The sequence below is a fragment of the Demequina sediminis genome (assembly GCF_030296675.1).
Classification (GTDB): domain Bacteria; phylum Actinomycetota; class Actinomycetes; order Actinomycetales; family Demequinaceae; genus Demequina; species Demequina sediminis.
The window spans coordinates 1,196,864-1,212,265 of record NZ_AP027736.1; the positions used below are offsets into that span (position 1 = coordinate 1,196,864).

At 70.8% G+C, this 15,402-nt stretch carries 16 protein-coding genes and 1 pseudogene; 7 read left to right on the plus strand and 10 right to left on the minus strand.

Translation table 11 applies throughout. The features are described from left to right. Nucleotides 1–100: 100 nt before the first annotated feature. Nucleotides 101–3,336, minus strand: a pseudogene (gene ileS, locus QUE44_RS06140) (isoleucine--tRNA ligase). Between the two features lie 266 nt (nt 3,337–3,602). Between ileS and QUE44_RS06145 the strand changes: the two are divergent. The 4 genes from QUE44_RS06145 (at nt 3,603) to QUE44_RS06160 (ending at nt 6,851) form a co-directional block, all read left to right on the plus strand. Continuing rightward, a complete protein-coding gene (locus tag QUE44_RS06145; protein ID WP_286216469.1) occupies nt 3,603–4,520 on the plus strand; it encodes a class I SAM-dependent methyltransferase in 918 nt (305 codons plus the stop codon). Further along, nucleotides 4,517–5,098, plus strand: coding sequence for a hypothetical protein (locus tag QUE44_RS06150; RefSeq protein WP_286216470.1), 582 nt, complete (start codon nt 4,517–4,519; stop codon nt 5,096–5,098). Before QUE44_RS06145 ends, QUE44_RS06150 begins: the two co-directional genes overlap by 4 nt. 64 nt (nt 5,099–5,162) lie before the next feature. Then, on the plus strand, nt 5,163–5,537 hold the full coding sequence (locus QUE44_RS06155; protein ID WP_286216471.1) for a VOC family protein: 375 nt from the start codon (nt 5,163–5,165) through the stop codon (nt 5,535–5,537). A gap of 111 nt (nt 5,538–5,648) precedes the next feature. Further along, nucleotides 5,649–6,851: a PQQ-dependent sugar dehydrogenase gene (locus QUE44_RS06160; RefSeq protein ID WP_286216472.1), complete on the plus strand. Its 1,203-nt coding sequence runs from the start codon at nt 5,649–5,651 to the stop codon at nt 6,849–6,851. A gap of 72 nt (nt 6,852–6,923) precedes the next feature. Here the strand turns inward: QUE44_RS06160 and QUE44_RS06165 are convergent, their stop codons facing one another. Then, nucleotides 6,924–7,340 (minus strand): Lrp/AsnC family transcriptional regulator, encoded by a 417-nt coding sequence (locus QUE44_RS06165; RefSeq protein WP_286216473.1) that lies wholly within the window; start codon nt 7,338–7,340, stop codon nt 6,924–6,926. Between the two features lie 69 nt (nt 7,341–7,409). Here QUE44_RS06165 and QUE44_RS06170 point away from each other — a divergent pair, with 69 nt between their 5' ends. After that, nucleotides 7,410–8,045: a LysE family translocator gene (locus tag QUE44_RS06170; RefSeq protein ID WP_286216474.1), complete on the plus strand. Its 636-nt coding sequence runs from the start codon at nt 7,410–7,412 to the stop codon at nt 8,043–8,045. A gap of 322 nt (nt 8,046–8,367) precedes the next feature. Here QUE44_RS06170 and QUE44_RS06175 read toward each other — a convergent pair whose 3' ends face one another. From QUE44_RS06175 to QUE44_RS06195, 5 genes are all read right to left on the minus strand, one after another. Further along, on the minus strand, nt 8,368–8,913 hold the full coding sequence (locus QUE44_RS06175; protein WP_286216475.1) for a hypothetical protein: 546 nt from the start codon (nt 8,911–8,913) through the stop codon (nt 8,368–8,370). A 284-nt stretch (nt 8,914–9,197) separates the two neighbouring features. Beyond that, nucleotides 9,198–9,845 carry a hypothetical protein gene (locus QUE44_RS06180; RefSeq protein ID WP_286216476.1) on the minus strand — a complete coding sequence of 216 codons (648 nt, stop codon included), beginning with the start codon at nt 9,843–9,845 and terminating at the stop codon, nt 9,198–9,200. 71 nt (nt 9,846–9,916) lie between these two features. After that, the gene (locus QUE44_RS06185) at nt 9,917–10,390 is read right to left on the minus strand and encodes a methyltransferase family protein (RefSeq protein ID WP_286216477.1); all 474 of its coding nucleotides are present in this window, start codon (nt 10,388–10,390) and stop codon (nt 9,917–9,919) included. 9 nt (nt 10,391–10,399) lie between these two features. Then, on the minus strand, nt 10,400–11,491 hold the full coding sequence (locus QUE44_RS06190) for a 1-acyl-sn-glycerol-3-phosphate acyltransferase (RefSeq protein WP_286216479.1): 1,092 nt from the start codon (nt 11,489–11,491) through the stop codon (nt 10,400–10,402). Beyond that, the gene (locus QUE44_RS06195; RefSeq protein WP_286216480.1) at nt 11,488–12,318 is read right to left on the minus strand and encodes a patatin-like phospholipase family protein; all 831 of its coding nucleotides are present in this window, start codon (nt 12,316–12,318) and stop codon (nt 11,488–11,490) included. The genes QUE44_RS06190 and QUE44_RS06195 overlap by 4 nt, the downstream gene beginning before the upstream one ends. A 94-nt stretch (nt 12,319–12,412) precedes the next feature. Here QUE44_RS06195 and QUE44_RS06200 point away from each other — a divergent pair, with 94 nt between their 5' ends. Both QUE44_RS06200 and QUE44_RS06205 read left to right on the plus strand, forming a co-directional pair. After that, a complete protein-coding gene (locus QUE44_RS06200) occupies nt 12,413–12,574 on the plus strand; it encodes a hypothetical protein (RefSeq protein WP_286216483.1) in 162 nt (53 codons plus the stop codon). 50 nt (nt 12,575–12,624) lie between these two features. After that, nucleotides 12,625–13,218 carry a dienelactone hydrolase family protein gene (locus tag QUE44_RS06205; RefSeq protein ID WP_286216484.1) on the plus strand — a complete coding sequence of 198 codons (594 nt, stop codon included), beginning with the start codon at nt 12,625–12,627 and terminating at the stop codon, nt 13,216–13,218. A 47-nt stretch (nt 13,219–13,265) separates the two neighbouring features. Here QUE44_RS06205 and QUE44_RS06210 read toward each other — a convergent pair whose 3' ends face one another. The 3 genes from QUE44_RS06210 to QUE44_RS06220 are packed head-to-tail and all read right to left on the minus strand — an operon-like array spanning nt 13,266 to nt 15,113. Beyond that, nucleotides 13,266–14,033 (minus strand): DUF6226 family protein, encoded by a 768-nt coding sequence (locus QUE44_RS06210; protein WP_286216485.1) that lies wholly within the window; start codon nt 14,031–14,033, stop codon nt 13,266–13,268. A gap of 24 nt (nt 14,034–14,057) precedes the next feature. After that, on the minus strand, nt 14,058–14,609 hold the full coding sequence (locus QUE44_RS06215; RefSeq protein WP_286216486.1) for an aminoacyl-tRNA deacylase: 552 nt from the start codon (nt 14,607–14,609) through the stop codon (nt 14,058–14,060). A 39-nt stretch (nt 14,610–14,648) separates the two neighbouring features. Next, entirely contained in the window at nt 14,649–15,113 is a 465-nt protein-coding gene (locus QUE44_RS06220; RefSeq protein WP_286216487.1) for a hypothetical protein, read from the minus strand. Nucleotides 15,114–15,402: the final 289 nt, after the last annotated feature.

Below are 15,402 nucleotides of genomic sequence, written 5' to 3' on the forward strand. Positions count from 1 at the left end.
GGGCCCTCGAGCCGCGACACGCCGCCGACACGCCGAGCGGCGTGTGGCGGAGCCGCGGAACGGTGTGGCGGAGCCGCGGGGCGGGCAGGGGGCCAGCCGCTCAGGCCTTACGCACCTCGACCGCGAGCTCTCCCTCGGTCACGGCGACCGACACCGCGAGCACCTCGCGCGCGATGAGCTCCCGGTGCGCCTCGACCGCCGCAACGCGCTCGGCGGGCACGGTGACCGCCAAGTCGATGCGGTCGGACACGTTGAGGCCCGCGTGCTTGCGCTCGTCCTGGATCGAGCGGATGAGGTCGCGCGCGAATCCCTCGGCCTCGAGCTCGGGCGTGATGTCGGTGTGGAGCAGCACGAAGCCGCCGCCTGCGAGCACCGACGCGGCAGGGGCATCGTCCCCCTCCCCGCCGATGACCGTCGCGAGCTCGTACTCCCCCTCGACCAGGGCGATCCCGCCCGACACGACCTCGCCGGAGGCGGACTCGGTCCAGTCGCCGGTCTTGGACCCGCGGATCGCGGCCTGGACGTCCTTGCCGATGCGCGGGCCGGCGGCGCGCGCGTTGACGGTGAGGCGGCGCTCGACCGGGTTGGCGCGCGTGAACGCCTCCTCCGTGACCAGCACGACCATCTTGACGTTCAGCTCCGACGCGATGAGCGACACGTAGGGCCGCAGCGCCTCCGGGTCCGCGACCGCGACCTCAAGCGCCATGAGCGGCTGACGCACGCGGATCTGGCGCGCCTTGCGCAGCGCGTGGGCCGCAGACACGACCTCGCGCACGCGATCCATGACGGCGCCCAGCGAGTCGTCGGCCCAGGCGGCACGCTCGACCGGGTAGTCGGTGAGGTGAACGGACCGCTCGCCAGTGAGCCCGCGGTAGATCTCCTCGGTGACCAGCGGCAGCAGCGGCGCGGACAGGCGCGACAGCGTCACCAGCACCGTATAGAGCGTGTCGAACGCGTCCGCGTCCTCGCCCCAGAAGCGGTCGCGCTGCGTGCGCACGTACCAGTTCGTGAGCAGGTCCATGAAGGAGCGCAGGGACTCGGACGCGCCGGGCACGTCGAACTCCTCCATCTGCGCCGTGACGTCGCGCACAAGCTCCGCGGTCTTGGCCAGCACGTACCTGTCCATCACGGGCAGGGACGCGACCCTGGCATCGTCCACCTCGCGACCCAGCACTCCCTCTCCCCGCGGGCGGCGCCCGCGTAGAGCGTGAAGAAGTAGTAGGTCGACCACAGCGGGAGCAGCACCTGGCGGACGCCCTCGCGGATGCCCTCCTCCGTCACGATGAGGTTGCCGCCGCGCAGGATGGGCGAGCTCATGAGGAACCAGCGCATCGCGTCGGAGCCGTCGCGGTGGAACACCTCGTTGACGTCCGGGTAGTTCTGCAGCGACTTGGACATCTTGCGGCCGTCCGAGCCCAGCACGATGCCGTGCGAGACGCACGTCTTGAACGCGGGGCGGTCAAACAACGCGGTGGCGAGCACGTGCATGACGTAGAACCAGCCGCGGGTCTGCCCGATGTACTCCACGATGAAGTCGGCCGGGTGGTGCCCGTCGAACCACTCGTGGTTCTCGAACGGGTAGTGGACCTGCGCGAACGGCATCGAGCCCGAGTCGAACCACACGTCGAACACGTCCGCGATGCGGCGCATGGTCGAGCGCCCGGACGGGTCGTCGGGGTTGGGGCGCGTGAGCTCGTCGATGAAGGGACGATGCAGGTTGGGCTCTCCCTTGGCGTCGCGCGGGAGGCGGCCGAAGTCGCGCTCGAGCTCCTCGAGCGAGCCGTAGACGTCCGTCCTGGGGAACGCGGGATCGTCCGAGACCCACACGGGGATGGGCGTGCCGAAGTACCTGTTGCGCGAGATCGACCAGTCGCGCGCGCCCTCGAGCCACTTGCCGAACTGGCCGTGCTTGATGTGCTCGGGCACCCACGTGATGCCCTCGTTGAGCTCGACCATGCGGTCGCGGAACTCGCTCACGCGCACGAACCACGAGCCCACCGCGCGGTAGATGAGCGGGTTGCGGCAGCGCCAGCAGTGGGGGTAGCTGTGGTCGTAGGTCTCGTGGCGCAGGACGATTCCCGCCTCCTTGAGGTCCGCGATCACCTTGGGGTTGGCGTCGAAGACCTGCAGTCCCTCGTATTGGGGGAACTCGGCGGTGAAGCGGCCCTTCGCGTCGATCGGGATGACCGGCTCGATGCCCACCTCCTGGCACACCGCCATGTCGTCCTCACCGAAGGCGGGCGCGAGGTGCACGATTCCCGTGCCGTCCTCGGTCGACACGAACGCTGCAGCGATCACCTGGTGCACGTTGGCGTTCTCGGCAAAGTTCGCGAAGGGTGCCGTGTAGCGCATCCCCGCGAGGTCCGAGCCCAGCAGGGTTCCGACGATGCGCGCGTGGTCGGGTCCGGGCGTCTCGCCCTCGGGCGCCAGCGGGCCGAGCTCGCGCGCATACGCCGCGACGCGAGCCTTCGCGAGCACGATTCTGCGGCCCACGAACGCGGAGCCCTCCGCGGGCTCGACCACCACGTACTCGATGTCGGGGCCCACGGCCGCGGCCAGGTTCGACGGCAGGGTCCACGGCGTGGTGGTCCACACCACCAGCTCGGCGTTCTCGAGGTCGCCCTCGCCGCCGATCAGCGGGAACGCGACCGTGAGCGCGGGGTCCTGGCGCATCGCGTAGACGTCGTCGTCCATGCGCAGCTCGTGGTTCGACAGCGGGGTCTCGTCGCGCCAGCAATACGGCAGCACGCGGAAGCCCTCGTACGCGAGGCCCTTGTCGTACAGCGACTTGAAGGCCCAGATCACGGACTCCATGAACGTCACGTCGAGCGTCTTGTAGTCGTTCTCGAAGTCCACCCAGCGGGCCTGGCGCGTGACGTACGCCTCCCACTCCTTGGTGTACTTCAGCACCGAGCTCTCGCACGCCTCGTTGAAGGCCGCGATGCCCATCTCCTCGATCTGCGACTTGTCGGTGATGCCCAGCACGCGCTCCGCCTCGAGTTCCGCGGGAAGCCCGTGCGTGTCCCAGCCGAACCTGCGCTCGACGCGCTTGCCGCGCATCGTCTCGAAGCGAGGCACCACGTCCTTGGCGTAGCCCGTGAGGAGGTGGCCGTAGTGCGGCAGGCCGTTGGCGAACGGCGGGCCGTCGTAGAACACGAACTCGTTGTTGCCGTCCGCGGTCTGGGCGGGGCGCTGATCGATCGACGCCTGGAACGTGCCGTCCGCCTCCCAGTACGCGAGCACGTCGGTTTCGATCGAGGGGAAGTGCGGCGAGGGAGGGACCTCGGCGTGGGTGTCAACGTCGGAGGTGCGGTGCAGCGGGTATCGGGCGGTCATGCGGTCCTCGTGGCTGTCGATGCGGGCGGCGGGGCTGCGAGGACGCCCCGTCCGCAAGGACGATGCGCGGTACCACCCCGCTTGCCGCGGTCACCCTCGCGGGTGGACGGCCACTCAAGGACGCTGTGACGGGCTGCCCGTGCGGTTCTACTGAGGCTCGCGCCCGTTCTTCCGCAAGCTCGCCGGTGATGGCCGGGTCGATGCTGGTGTGGTCAGTGTACGCGAAGGGCCGGAAGCAATCCCAGCCCCGCGCGGTTGTTCACCACATGGCGGAGCAGCCGGACAAGCTCGAGATCCTCGACGTGCTGTGGGCGTCGGAGGCGGATGGCACGCGCCTCCCGGTCTTCAGGGACGATGCCGCGGGTCGCCTGCGCGCGTCAGAGCAGCATCGTGCCGCGGCCCTGGTGGACGCGCTGCCCACGCGCGGAGGGGCGCGCGGCGGGGTGCGCGGCGGGGTGCTGGACGAGGCCGCGGTGGACGACGCCTTCCTGGCGGTGCACCTCGAGCTCGCGCGGCTCAGCGAGTTCGTTCACGTGCCCCAGCGCATGGCGCAGTCGCTGCGCCCGGTGGTCGAGAGGCTGCGCGAGAGCGCCGAGGGGCCCGTGCGGGTGGTCGATCTGGGCTGCGGGATCGGCTACGACACGCGCATCCTCGCGGCGACGGGCGCGCTCGGACCCGGCGTCGAGTACGTGGGGCTCGACTTCAACGCGCTGCTCGTGGACGCCGCGCGGCGCCTCGCGCACCTCGAGGACATCGACGTGCGCTTCCTCGTGGGCGACGCGCTCGACCCCGAGCTATCGATGGAGGACCCCGACCGCACGCTGGTGGTGTCCTCGGGGGTGCTTCACCATCTGGGGCGCGACAACCTCGCCCCCTTCTTCGCGCAGACCGCCCGCTCGGGTGTGGCCGCGTTCGCTCACTTCGATGTGGATCCGGGGCCGTGGGCCAACGTGGGCGCCTGGGTGCTCCACCAGACCCGCATGCGTGAGCCGATTTCGAGGCACGACGGCTCGATGTCGATGCGCAGGGCATTCACCGCGAAGGAATTGCTCGCCCACGCGTCGCTCGGCGTGGGCGCGGCGTACGACCTCCGCTGCGACGAGGTCACCAACCTGTACCCGCGCCCCGAGCAGATCGTGCGGCCCATCATCGGGCTGCGGAGGGACCTGGGAGACGTGCCGTGAGAGAGATCATCGACGCCTTCGCGTGGACGGACGTCCTGGGTCTCGCGCTGCTCGCGATCGTGGTGCTCCAGCACGCGGGCACCGCCGGCATCCGCGCGTGCATGGGGCGCGACGGTCGCACGCGCCACCGCGCGATCGAGATCCAGGGCGCGCTGCGGGGCACCCTTGCGCTCGCGGTGTTGCTCACGCCCGTCGCGATCGTGTGGGCGCTCGACGCGTTCTCCTCGCCCGAGCGCTTCGCACTGTACATGCGCGCCAACGAGGCCATGCTCACGCTGTGGATCCCGATCACGGTGATCGCGCTCGTGAGCTTCCTGGTCGCACGCGTGTCGCCGTGGCAGGTGCGATCCAACGTGAACTCGATGGTGTTCAGCGTGCTCGAGCTCGCCCGGCCGGCCGTCGCGCTGGCCGGCATGGCGCTCGGAGTCCTCGCCACGCGCGACCTTCGCGTCGCGATCGTCGCCACGTTTGCCGTGCTCATGGGCATGCTCGTCTACCCACTCACGCGACGGTGGTGGTACGACCGCCCGGTGACGCTCGAGGACCTGGGCCCGGCCCCCGCATCGGCCCCTCAGTAGGCCCCGCGCATCGGACCTTTCGGGCGGACACTGAAGGTGCAGTCCCCGATGAAAGGAGCCGATCATGCTCGGCGACAGCACTGCAATGGCCTGCTTCTCGACCAACGACATCGAGAAGGCCAAGGAGTTCTACGGAGGGACGCTCGGCATCGCGGTCTCGATGGAGGAGGACGACAGCCTGGTCCTCGACTTCGCCGGCGACACCCACGTGCTGGTGTACCTCAAGGAGGATCACGTTCCCGCGTCACACACCGTCCTGCTGCTCTCCGTGGCGGACGTCGAGGCGGAGGCCGCGGACCTGAAGGCACGCGGCATCACGCTCGCGGACCTGCCGTACACGGACGCGGACGGCATCGCGCGCGACGAGTCCATGCCACCGACGGCGTGGTTCCAAGACCCCGCTGGTAACTGGGTGGCGGTGGGCCAGCTGCCGTCCTGACCCGACCGTCTCGCCCGTCGCGGCGAGGTCCGACGAGCCCTCGACACGCAGGTGGTTTCCCGGATGTCAACTTTTACAACCGTGGGCAGGCGTGCCTAACCTGTCTAGGTCATGAATGCCCGCCACCGTATCGTCGCGCTCGCGTGCGCCCTGCCGCTCGCGCTCGCGCTCGCAGCATGCTCGTCGAGCGCGGACTCCGAGCCCACCCCGAGCGCCGAGCGCATCGTCAGCGGATCGACGCCCACGGCGTCGGCGACGCCCGCTCCCACCCCCACCGCGATCGGCGGAGCGGCGACAGCGAGCGTCGTGGACCAGCGCGTCGTCACGACCAACCTCGAGGCGCCGTGGGACATCGAGGTGGTTGCGGACGGTTCGCTGCTCGTGACCGAGCGCGATACCGCGATCATCAAGCGCGTGCGGGCCGGCTTCGCGACGTCGCTCAACGGCCCGGGCGCCGATTCCTTGCGCTCGATGGTGAACGCAGGCGGCGAGGGCGGGCTGCTCGGCATCGCCGTGCTCCCCGGAGAGCCCTCGTACCTCTACGCCTACGTCACGCGCGAGTCGGACAACGCGGTCGTGCGCATGGAGCTCCACGATGACCTGCTGGGCCTGCCCACGGTGATCGTGGAGGGAATCCCCGCCGCGTCGAATCACAACGGCGGACGCATCGCGTTCGGGCCCGACGGCTACCTCTACGTGGCGACGGGCGACGCGGGGCGCACCGAGAGCGCGCCCGACACCTCCTCGCGCGCCGGCAAGATCCTGCGAGTCGTCGCGGACGGCGGCGAGAATGACGGCGCCGCGGCTCCCGACAACCCCAGCGGCAACCGCGTGTGGACGTCAGGGCACCGCAACGTCCAGGGACTCGCATGGGTCGCCGATGGGCGCATGTACGCGAGCGAGTTCGGTCAGGACACGTGGGACGAGCTCAACCTGATCGCGGCCGGGGCGAACTACGGATGGCCATCGAGCGAGGGCATGGAGGGCGCTGGAGCGGGGGCCGCGCCCGGCGCGACGGTCGATGGCCTCACGTACCCCGTCACGACCTGGGCGACGGACGATGCGTCGCCGTCGGGAATCGCCGCGACGCACGAGGCCGTGTACGTGGCCTCGTTGAGGGGCGAGAGGCTGTGGCGCGTGCCGTTGACCGCCGACGGCACGGGAGAACCCCACGTGATCCTCGACGGGCTCGGCCGCCTGCGCGACGTGGCCGTGGCGCCGGATGGCAGCCTCTACGTGCTCACCAACAACACCGACGGCCGCGGCACGCCCGGCGAGGGTGACGACCAGATCATCCGCATCACGGTCGAGTAGGTCTCGGCGGTCTCGGGCCGGTCGCTGCGGTCGCCCGCCGCGGGTCACCCTCCGCGGGTCACCCTCCGCGGGTCACCGCAGCGCGATCGAGGTCTGGGTCTGCAGCGCTCCCCCGTCGCGCTTGAGCGACCTCAGGAGCCGGTCAAGCCCCGCCATGTCCGGCACGCGGACGTGCAGGTGATAGTCGTAGGGCCCGGTCACGTGGGCCGCGTCGAGCACGGATCGCCGCGCCCGCGCCCACGCGAGGAACTCGTCGGAGTCCCGTCCGGGCGCGAGCCGCACGTCGACGAACGCCTCGACGCCGTCGGGCGTGGCCACGTCGTCGGCGAGGAGCGCGTGATAGCCGACGATCACGCCAGCGGCTTCGAGCCGCGCGACGCGGGCGGCGACCGCATTCGCGCTGAGGCCCACCTCGCGACCGATCCCGCTGTGCGGCGCCCTGCCATTCTGCACAAGAATGTCGAGAATTCTACTGTCCGTGGCGTCCACACCGCGATGTTAGCCCCAGTCACTGCGATTGTCTCCGCCGTGCGTGCGGGCGGCCGGGAGACTGCGCGAGTGAGTCTCGGAATCGCATTCGTGAGCGGGATCGTCGCAGGCCTGGCGATCGCGCTGCCCCTGGGTGCGATCGGCGTGCTGCTGGTCACCGAGGGCATGGACCGCGGTGTGAGGCGGGGCCTGCCCGCGGCACTAGGCGTCGCGACGGTGGATGCCCTGTACTGCACCGCGGCGATCATCGCGGGGAGCGTGGTCGCGCCCGTGACGGCCCAGCTGGGTGAATGGCCGCGCCTCGTCGGAGGGGCGGCGCTGGTGGTCCTGGCGATCGTGGGAGTGCGGCGCGCGGTGGTGTCCGACCCGGACACGGCGGCGGGAGCATCCGCCGGGGGTGGCGGCCCGACACGGAGGTTCGGGCTGTTCTTCGCCCTCACCCTCCTCAACCCGGCGACGGTCATCTACTTCGCCGCGTTGGTCTCGGGACTCACGGCGCTGCGGTCGTCGCCCGGCACGGCAGGCATGTTCGTCGCGGGAGTGGCCGCGGCATCGTTCGCGTGGCAGGCCGCATTGGTAGCCGTGGGGAGCGCCGTGCGCGCTCGCGTGAGTGGCCGCGCACGCCGGGTGACGGCCCTCGCGGGCAATGCGGTGGTGGGGGTGCTTGGCGTGGGGCTGGTCGTGGTCGCACTGGGCGCGGGCTGAGCAAGTGGGGATTGAGGGAAAGCAGGACGATGTCTTTGCCCTGATAGAAGGCCGATGCGAGGCTGAGGTGGATGAAGCCCTCCTCGTCGAGCGTGCGGCCCAGCGTGGAGACGGTGTACGGCTCCTCGGCGTCGGGATCCCAGGCCTCCGCCGTGGCGAGACGGTAGAGAGTCGGCAACTCGATCACTCGGCGATCGTGGTCTGGCATCGCGGAGGACGCGCGGTGTGTCTCGCGCGCGCTTGCGCATTTCATGCACGAAGCGACACTGATGCTCACAGGGTCCGCGCGGTGGGCCGCGGGTGCGTGGGGCGCCGGGAAGCGCTAGTTGTCGGAGGCGACCAGGCGAGCACGCGGGTGCAGCACCTCGATGCCCACACCGGGCGACGAGGTGTCGATCACGGTGTCGAACGCGATCCACGCACCGCCCGCCACCCGATACTCGCCCGTCCACGTGGTCGTGAGTGACACGGTCGCCTCGTCGAGCGCTCGCCCGTAGGCGTGCGTGACCGTCGCGTGAGGGTGCGGGGCTCCGGGGTCCGAGGTGGTCGTGGTCTCGCCGTCGCCCCAGTGCCACGTGTAGTTCGCGGGGGTGGCGCGGATGTCGACCTCGGCGCCGAGAAGGACGGCGGAATGCAGTTGCGGGGAGTCGTCCGCCATCGCGATGGTCGGCACCGTGGCGTAGACCCGACCGTCGCCGGGCTGGAGCGCGATGCGGGACGGCTCGGGCCGGAGCTCGGTCCACTCTCGCTCGACGAGGGCCAGGAGATCCGCCTCGGAGGGGCAGGTGTAAGACGTCACCGGCACCCACGGCCCCCAATTGCCGTCGGAATCCTGCTCGCGCATCCACAGCGGCAGGTTCGCCGTCATGCCAGCCGGACAAGTGAAACTAGTTGCAACTAGCGGTGAGCACGCCTCCACGTCACTCACGGGGGTTCCCGCTTCACACGCGGGCGCGCGCCAGAACTGCCTTGGAGGTCCGGTCACGGGCGCGGCGTCGGGATGGCCTCCACCATCCAACCACTCGCGGATGACGTCGATCCGCGCCGCACCGTCATCGACGCCCGCATCCACACCAATGCCTGGGCTCGGATCTGGTGAAGCCGTCATCGCGAGTGCCAGGAATAGTGGCCCCACACCTCGGACGACGGCACTCATCGCTCAGTTGATTCCGTGTGAACACCGTCTACGAGCCACACTCCGCCTGGGCGGACCAAGGTGATGATGATCTCGGTACTCACGGCCGGATTGGCCACGGTACTTTGCCCATCCCGGTCAACTCGCAGAAGTTCATCTACCGCGGCAGTAAGTTCAACAACCACTGCACCGTCTTCCGCAAGTGCCGCGCGGGTCAGGCTCTCATCGACGTGCACGGTACCGCCACGTGCCGTGGCTCCCTCTGCCCAGAGCGCTCTGAGATTGTCAGTCTGGCTGGCACAGTAGCCGCAGTTCTCAGTTGCAAGTCCGATCCACGCGTCAGCGCCTTCTCCCGACCATATGGTCCCTAAGAGCTCCGCATAGAACTGCGCCGTCGCCATCGCCCCAAACAGGTCGTCGCGCGCGGCCTCCTCGGGCATGAGGGCGAGCAGCTCCTCGTCGGTGAGCGCGGTAGCCGAGGGCGACGGGCTGGGCGAGGACGTCTCGGTGGGTGAGGGCGCGACCGTGGGCGCCTCCGTCACGATGGGCGCGGGATCTCCCGTGCACCCCGCGAGGCCGCCCGCGCCGCCGATGGCGAGCAGGCAGGCGACAAGCACCGTCTTCGCGTCGGCGAATCGTGCCGCACCCCCAGGGACGAACCGCATGAAACCGACAGTATCGGGCGAATCGCCCTGGCAGAAGGTCGAGCGGGAAACTTGTGGAGAAAGCCAGCGACCTAGGGACGCCGGCGAGCGACGCCAGGCACGAACTTGCCGGTCCGCTCCGCGTACTCCGCATAGCCCGGATACGTGCGCACCAGGAACATCTCCTCGACGCGGGTCTTCGCGTCGAAGAACACCGCGAGCACCAGCGCGAACGCGTAGGTCCACACCTTGCCAGACCCGAGCGCGAGCCCCAACGCGATCACCAGGATCGCGGCGTACATCGGATGCCGGACGTACCCGTAGATCCCGCCTGCGGCGAGTCCCGCACCGTTGGGCGTGGGCAACGGCGTGAGCGCCCGTCCCAGGTCCTTGCCCGCCCAGAACATGCCCAGGCCGCCCAACAACACGAGCGTGGTGCCCGCCCACCACGAGCCGCGAATCGTGGGCCCGTCGAGAAACGCGGACGCCCCGACACCCAGGAAGATCACACCCTGCAACGCGACGAGCACCAGCCCAAGCAGGCGACCCTGAGAGCTCTGTGACATCGCGTCAGGCTACCTCGCGCGCCGCGCCTCGGCGGCCGACTCGCGCGCGCGAGCCACCCCCGAAACCTCCGGCTGGTGCGCGTCGATCCATCCGTCGACCCTCTCCCACCACGTGTAGAGCCAGGCCTCGCGCTCCTCGCGATCCGCGGGAATCTCACTCGGGTCCGCGGTCCAGCCCTTGAGCACGATCCTCTTGTCGACCGGGAGCTCCCGCCACACGTCCGCGACGGTCGACAGCCTCTCGAGGCCCGTGTGTGCGACGACGATGACCACCGCATCGGGGCGCGCCTCCATCGCCGCGAGCACGCCGCCGGGATGGGGCGGCATCACGTGAGGCATCGCCTCGGCGCGATCGGCGAGCTCGGCGTGACCCGCCTCGCGCAACGCGGCGATGCGTCGCTCGCGCCTGCGCGGCGTCGCGTTCGCGCCCTCGGGAAAGATCACTAGGGCGCCCGAGCCGTCGAGTTCGCGCGCGAGCCCCGCGACGGCCTCGGTCCCGCCGGGCGCCCCGGGTCGACGCACGCCCCGCGGCGAGATGAACCGCGAGGGAATCCTGTTGAGCAGGATGTCGATCGCCGGGTCCCACTGCAGCGTGTCCTTGAGCACGATCGCGGGCTCTCGCGAGAAGCGGTTGAGCAACGCGTCGACGATCACGAAGGAGTCCCCCGGACCCGCGTGACGGCACACGACGATGATCGGCCGCCCCTGTGCGATCGCATCGAGGTCCGCGTCCTGCACCTCGATCTCCAGCCGGAGCGTCCACCGGACCTGGAAGAACAGGAGGCGGAGCATCGTCCTCGCGACCGCATAGTGGTGCCGCTCCGACGCCTCCGACCGAATCCTGAACCCGAACCCGTGCCACACCCACAGTGCCGCGAGCACCACCACCGCAGCGGCGTCCCACAACAGATAGAAGCCCGCCAGCCAGATCACGCGCGTGACGCGCATCCGACCGGGCAGCGCGAAGCTCACGATCGCCGCGACCGCGACCGCGAGCCACGCCGCGAACGGCAGCCACACGAACGCGAGCAGCACGATCCCCGGCGCAAGCACCGCTCGCCTCACCCACACGGGTGGCAGCCGCCACCACCGCGCGCTCACGCGCCCAACCCGCGCTCGGCGAGATACGCCGCGGTCGCATCGCGCGCCGCCTCGATGCGCGCATGCGTGCGGTCGAGTCGCCGATACGCACCCACCTTGTGATCGCCCGGCTGGCGCCCGCCATACGGCAGCACGTGCAGATCCACGTGCGCGGGCACGGCCGCACGCTCGCGCTGGAAGCGATGTCGCCGCGAGACCTCGAATGCGACGCGCCCGACGTCGGCCGGCGTGCGCGGCACCGCGAGTGGCTCCTCGATGCGACCCACCTGCAGCACGTAGATCGTGGTCGCGCCGCGCGCGACCGCCTCGCCGAGCGGGATCGAGTTGACCACGCCGCCATCGATGAAGTGCTCATCGCCGATCCTCTGCGGGGGCAGCGCCGCGGGCACGGACGCGGAGGCGATCACGGCGTCCACGAGCGGACCCGAGTCGAACCAATGCTCGGCCGCGCGCTCGATGCTCGCGGCGCACACCGCGAGCGGCACCACGAGATCCTCGAACCGCGTCTCCTCCCCCAGCATGTCCGCGATGAGCGTGCGCAGCGCGCCGGGGTCGTTGAGGTGCGTGCGCGACTTCGCGAGGCGGCGCAGCTGGCGCGGAAAGGACTCGCCGTAGACGGCGCCCGCGGTGGGGGACGCCCACGCGCGCTCGAGCCGGTCCACCACCGCGGGAGTGGGGTCCTGCGCGACCGCGGCGCCGTTGATGGCCCCGATCGACGTTCCCACCACGAGAGAGGGGACGATGCCCGCGTCGAGGAGGGCGCGCAGCATCCCCACCTCGGTGGCTCCCCTGACGCCCCCACCACCCAGCACGAATGCGACCGTCATGTGCCCAGGCTAGAGGGGACGATGCCCGGGCGGGCCCTCCCTGGAGGCGGACATCCCCACCCGTCCCCCGGCATCGGCGCTCCGAACGCCAGTCATGATCACCCTCACGATCGTGGGACTCGTCTCCGGCATCATCACCACGATCCAGGACGGCGCCGTGGTGGGCGGGCATCGTGGTGGGTGGGCATCGTGGTGGGCGGGCATCGTGGTGACGAGCGCACGCATGGGACCGATCGTCGCGGAGGCCGCACTCTAGCCCTCGCGCGTCCGACTCGCGAAGACAGCCGCCCGGGGCCAAACTGAGGTATGGCCGAGATTCTGCTCTTCCACCACGCACTGGGGCTCACGGACGGGCTCCTCGCCTTCGCCGATCGCCTCCGTGCCGAGGGGCACACGGTCCACTGCCCCGACTGCTATGCGGGTGCGACCTTCGACGACGTCGACGAGGGCGTCTCGTTCGCCCAGTCGATCGGTCACGACGCCCTGGGCGAGGCCGCACACTCGGCGGCGCGCATGCACCGCACCGCGGACGTCACGATCGGCTTCTCGCTCGGCACGATGCAGGCCCAGATGCTCGCCCAGGACCGGCGCCGCTTCCGCGGTTGCCTGCTGGTGGGCGGCGCCCTCCCGCCCTCCGCACTCGGCGGCGTGTGGCGCCACAAGGTCGCGCTGCAGGTCCACGTCGCCGACCCCGACGAGTGGGTCGAGCCGCACGAGGTCGACGCGCTGCTCTATCACGCCCCGCACGCCCGGCTGTATCGCTATGCGGGCAAGGGACACCTGTTCATGGACCGCTCGACCGCGGAGTACGACGCTGACGCCGCCGACCTCTTCGAGGAGCGCGCGACGCATTGGCTCCAGGAGCTCGACTCGAACCAGCGGTCGCGCCAGCACGCGTAGCCCCGCGAACTGCGGCCAGGCCAGGCCCGGCCCGGCGCGCCGCGGCGTCAGGCGCTGCGCAGCCTCTTCTTGATGCGCTCGAGTGCCTGTTCGATCGCGGCCTCGCGCTCGGCGCGCGTGCGCGCGCGTCCCGCGGCGGGCGCCTCCGCGACCACGGCATCGTCCCTGCGCGGCGGCCACGGCATCCAGCGGGCGCCGTGGCGCTCGCGCTGGCTCAGCTTGACGGCCTCGAGATCCTCCTTGGTGGCGGCGTGGCGCGGGGTGGTCGAGGCGCGCGCGCCCCACTCCCCCACCATCGAGATCTCGATGCCCTCGGACCACGAGTAGCGCTCCTGGTAGCGACCCTCGACGACGGCGAATACCAGGTGCTCGAGCTCCTCGGCGCAGTACGTGAGGTCCTCGTCGCACGCGTCGCACCCGCACGGCGGCGAGCTCTCGAGGCCCGCGGCACCCATCGCGACCACGACGCTCGGGAACGTGGTCTCCGCGATGACCAGCGGGGCGGAAAGGTGGTGGCGCGGCACGAGCGTGACGGCCCGCGCGATCCGCACCTGGCCGTGCTCGTAGCGGCGCAGGGCGTCGGGGGCGTCGTCGGGGAGGCCCTCCGTGAGGTGGACGTCGACGTCGTACGTGCGCTCGAGGTGCTCGGCGAGGGCGCGGGCCACGTCAATGAGCGGCGCGAACCGCTCGGGGTGCCGGGTCAGCGAGTACGTCCGCTCCGGAGGTCCGGAGGTTCCCCACCGCGCGCCGTAGGGAATCGGATTCCCGTCGGGGTCGGTGAAGCTCAGCTCCGCGAGGGTGGGCCTGACATACACGTGGCCCAGGGTACCCGCCGGGGCTCAGCGCGGGGTGAGCGGCTCCGTGACGTCGGCGATCCTGGCGTCGAGGATCTCGACCAACTGCGTCGGATCGAGCGTCGCGGCCACGCCGTGCGCGCCGGCGCCGATCGACACGGGCCCCTCGCGCGACACGATGAGCGCGTCCGCGATGACGGGCCACGCGCGTCCGGTCGCGGGGTCGGGTAGTGCACCGAAGGGCGTGATCGTGCCGCGCTCGTACCCGGTGACCTCGCGCGCGACGTCCTTGTCCGGCATCGACAGGCGGCTCACGCCCAGCAGGGCGCGCAGCTTGGGCCAGCTGATCTCGCGATCCCCCGGCACCAGGACCAGCAGGTACTCGCCCTCGGCGCGGCGCACCACGATGGTCTTGAGAATCTGACGCGGCTCGACGCCCCTGACCTCGGCAGCCTCATCGAGGGAGCGCACGGGTCCGTGCACCGTGACCTGATGGTCGACGCCGGTCGCCGCGAGCGCGGTAGTCGCCGGCGTGGAGGGGGCGGGCGCGGCGGTGGCGGGCGTGGAGGGGGCGGGCGCGGCGGAGGGCTCGGTCATGTTTCCTCGAACGCTCGCCGACCCGCCGCGCTTCCCCGCTCAGTCGCCGACGTAGCGGATGCCGCGCGCGTCGGGGCCCACGGGCGAGACGAACGCGAGCCGCGCGATGCCGCGCACCGCGGAGACGAACCACTCCGCGATCATCTCGTCGGCCTCGCCCTCGACGCCCGAAAAGGCGACCACGAGCCCGTGGCGCACGATCCCTCCCGGGTAGACGATGTCCCCCGCCGTGTAGAGGTGGGGGTGCTCCATGCGCAGGCGCGACGTGTCGAGACCCGTGCGCTCCGCGACGCGTGCCTTCGCGAGCGCGTACTCGTACGTCTTGTCCTCGGTGTCGCCGATGCTTCCGTGCCAGAACAGCGTCGCGTCCCTGGTCGCCGGGTCGAGCACGATGAGATTGCCCGTCGCGGCGCGGATCACGCCGGTCGCGGCGGCCCGTTCGATCGCGGGGGTCACCAGGTCCCATGCCTGGGAACACAGCTCTGGGGTGAGTCCGGCGAACATCGGTGGTCCTTCCTCGAGGGGTCGACTCCACCGTAGCGGTGCGACGTCCTCGGCACCGCCGCGCGCGTGGGACGATGAAGGAGAACGTTATCCCTGCATCGTCGCGATTGGCCCGCAGTGACTCTCACGCCCGACTCCGCCGCGCCCGGCGACAACCTGCCCACCCCCGAACTCCACACCGCCGTGGTCGCCTATCCGGTCGCGGGCGAGGGTGCGATCCTGCCGGAGCCCACCGCGGGCGCGACCGAAGGCGCACCCCCGGTCCCCCACCGGCGCGCGCTCGCCGCGC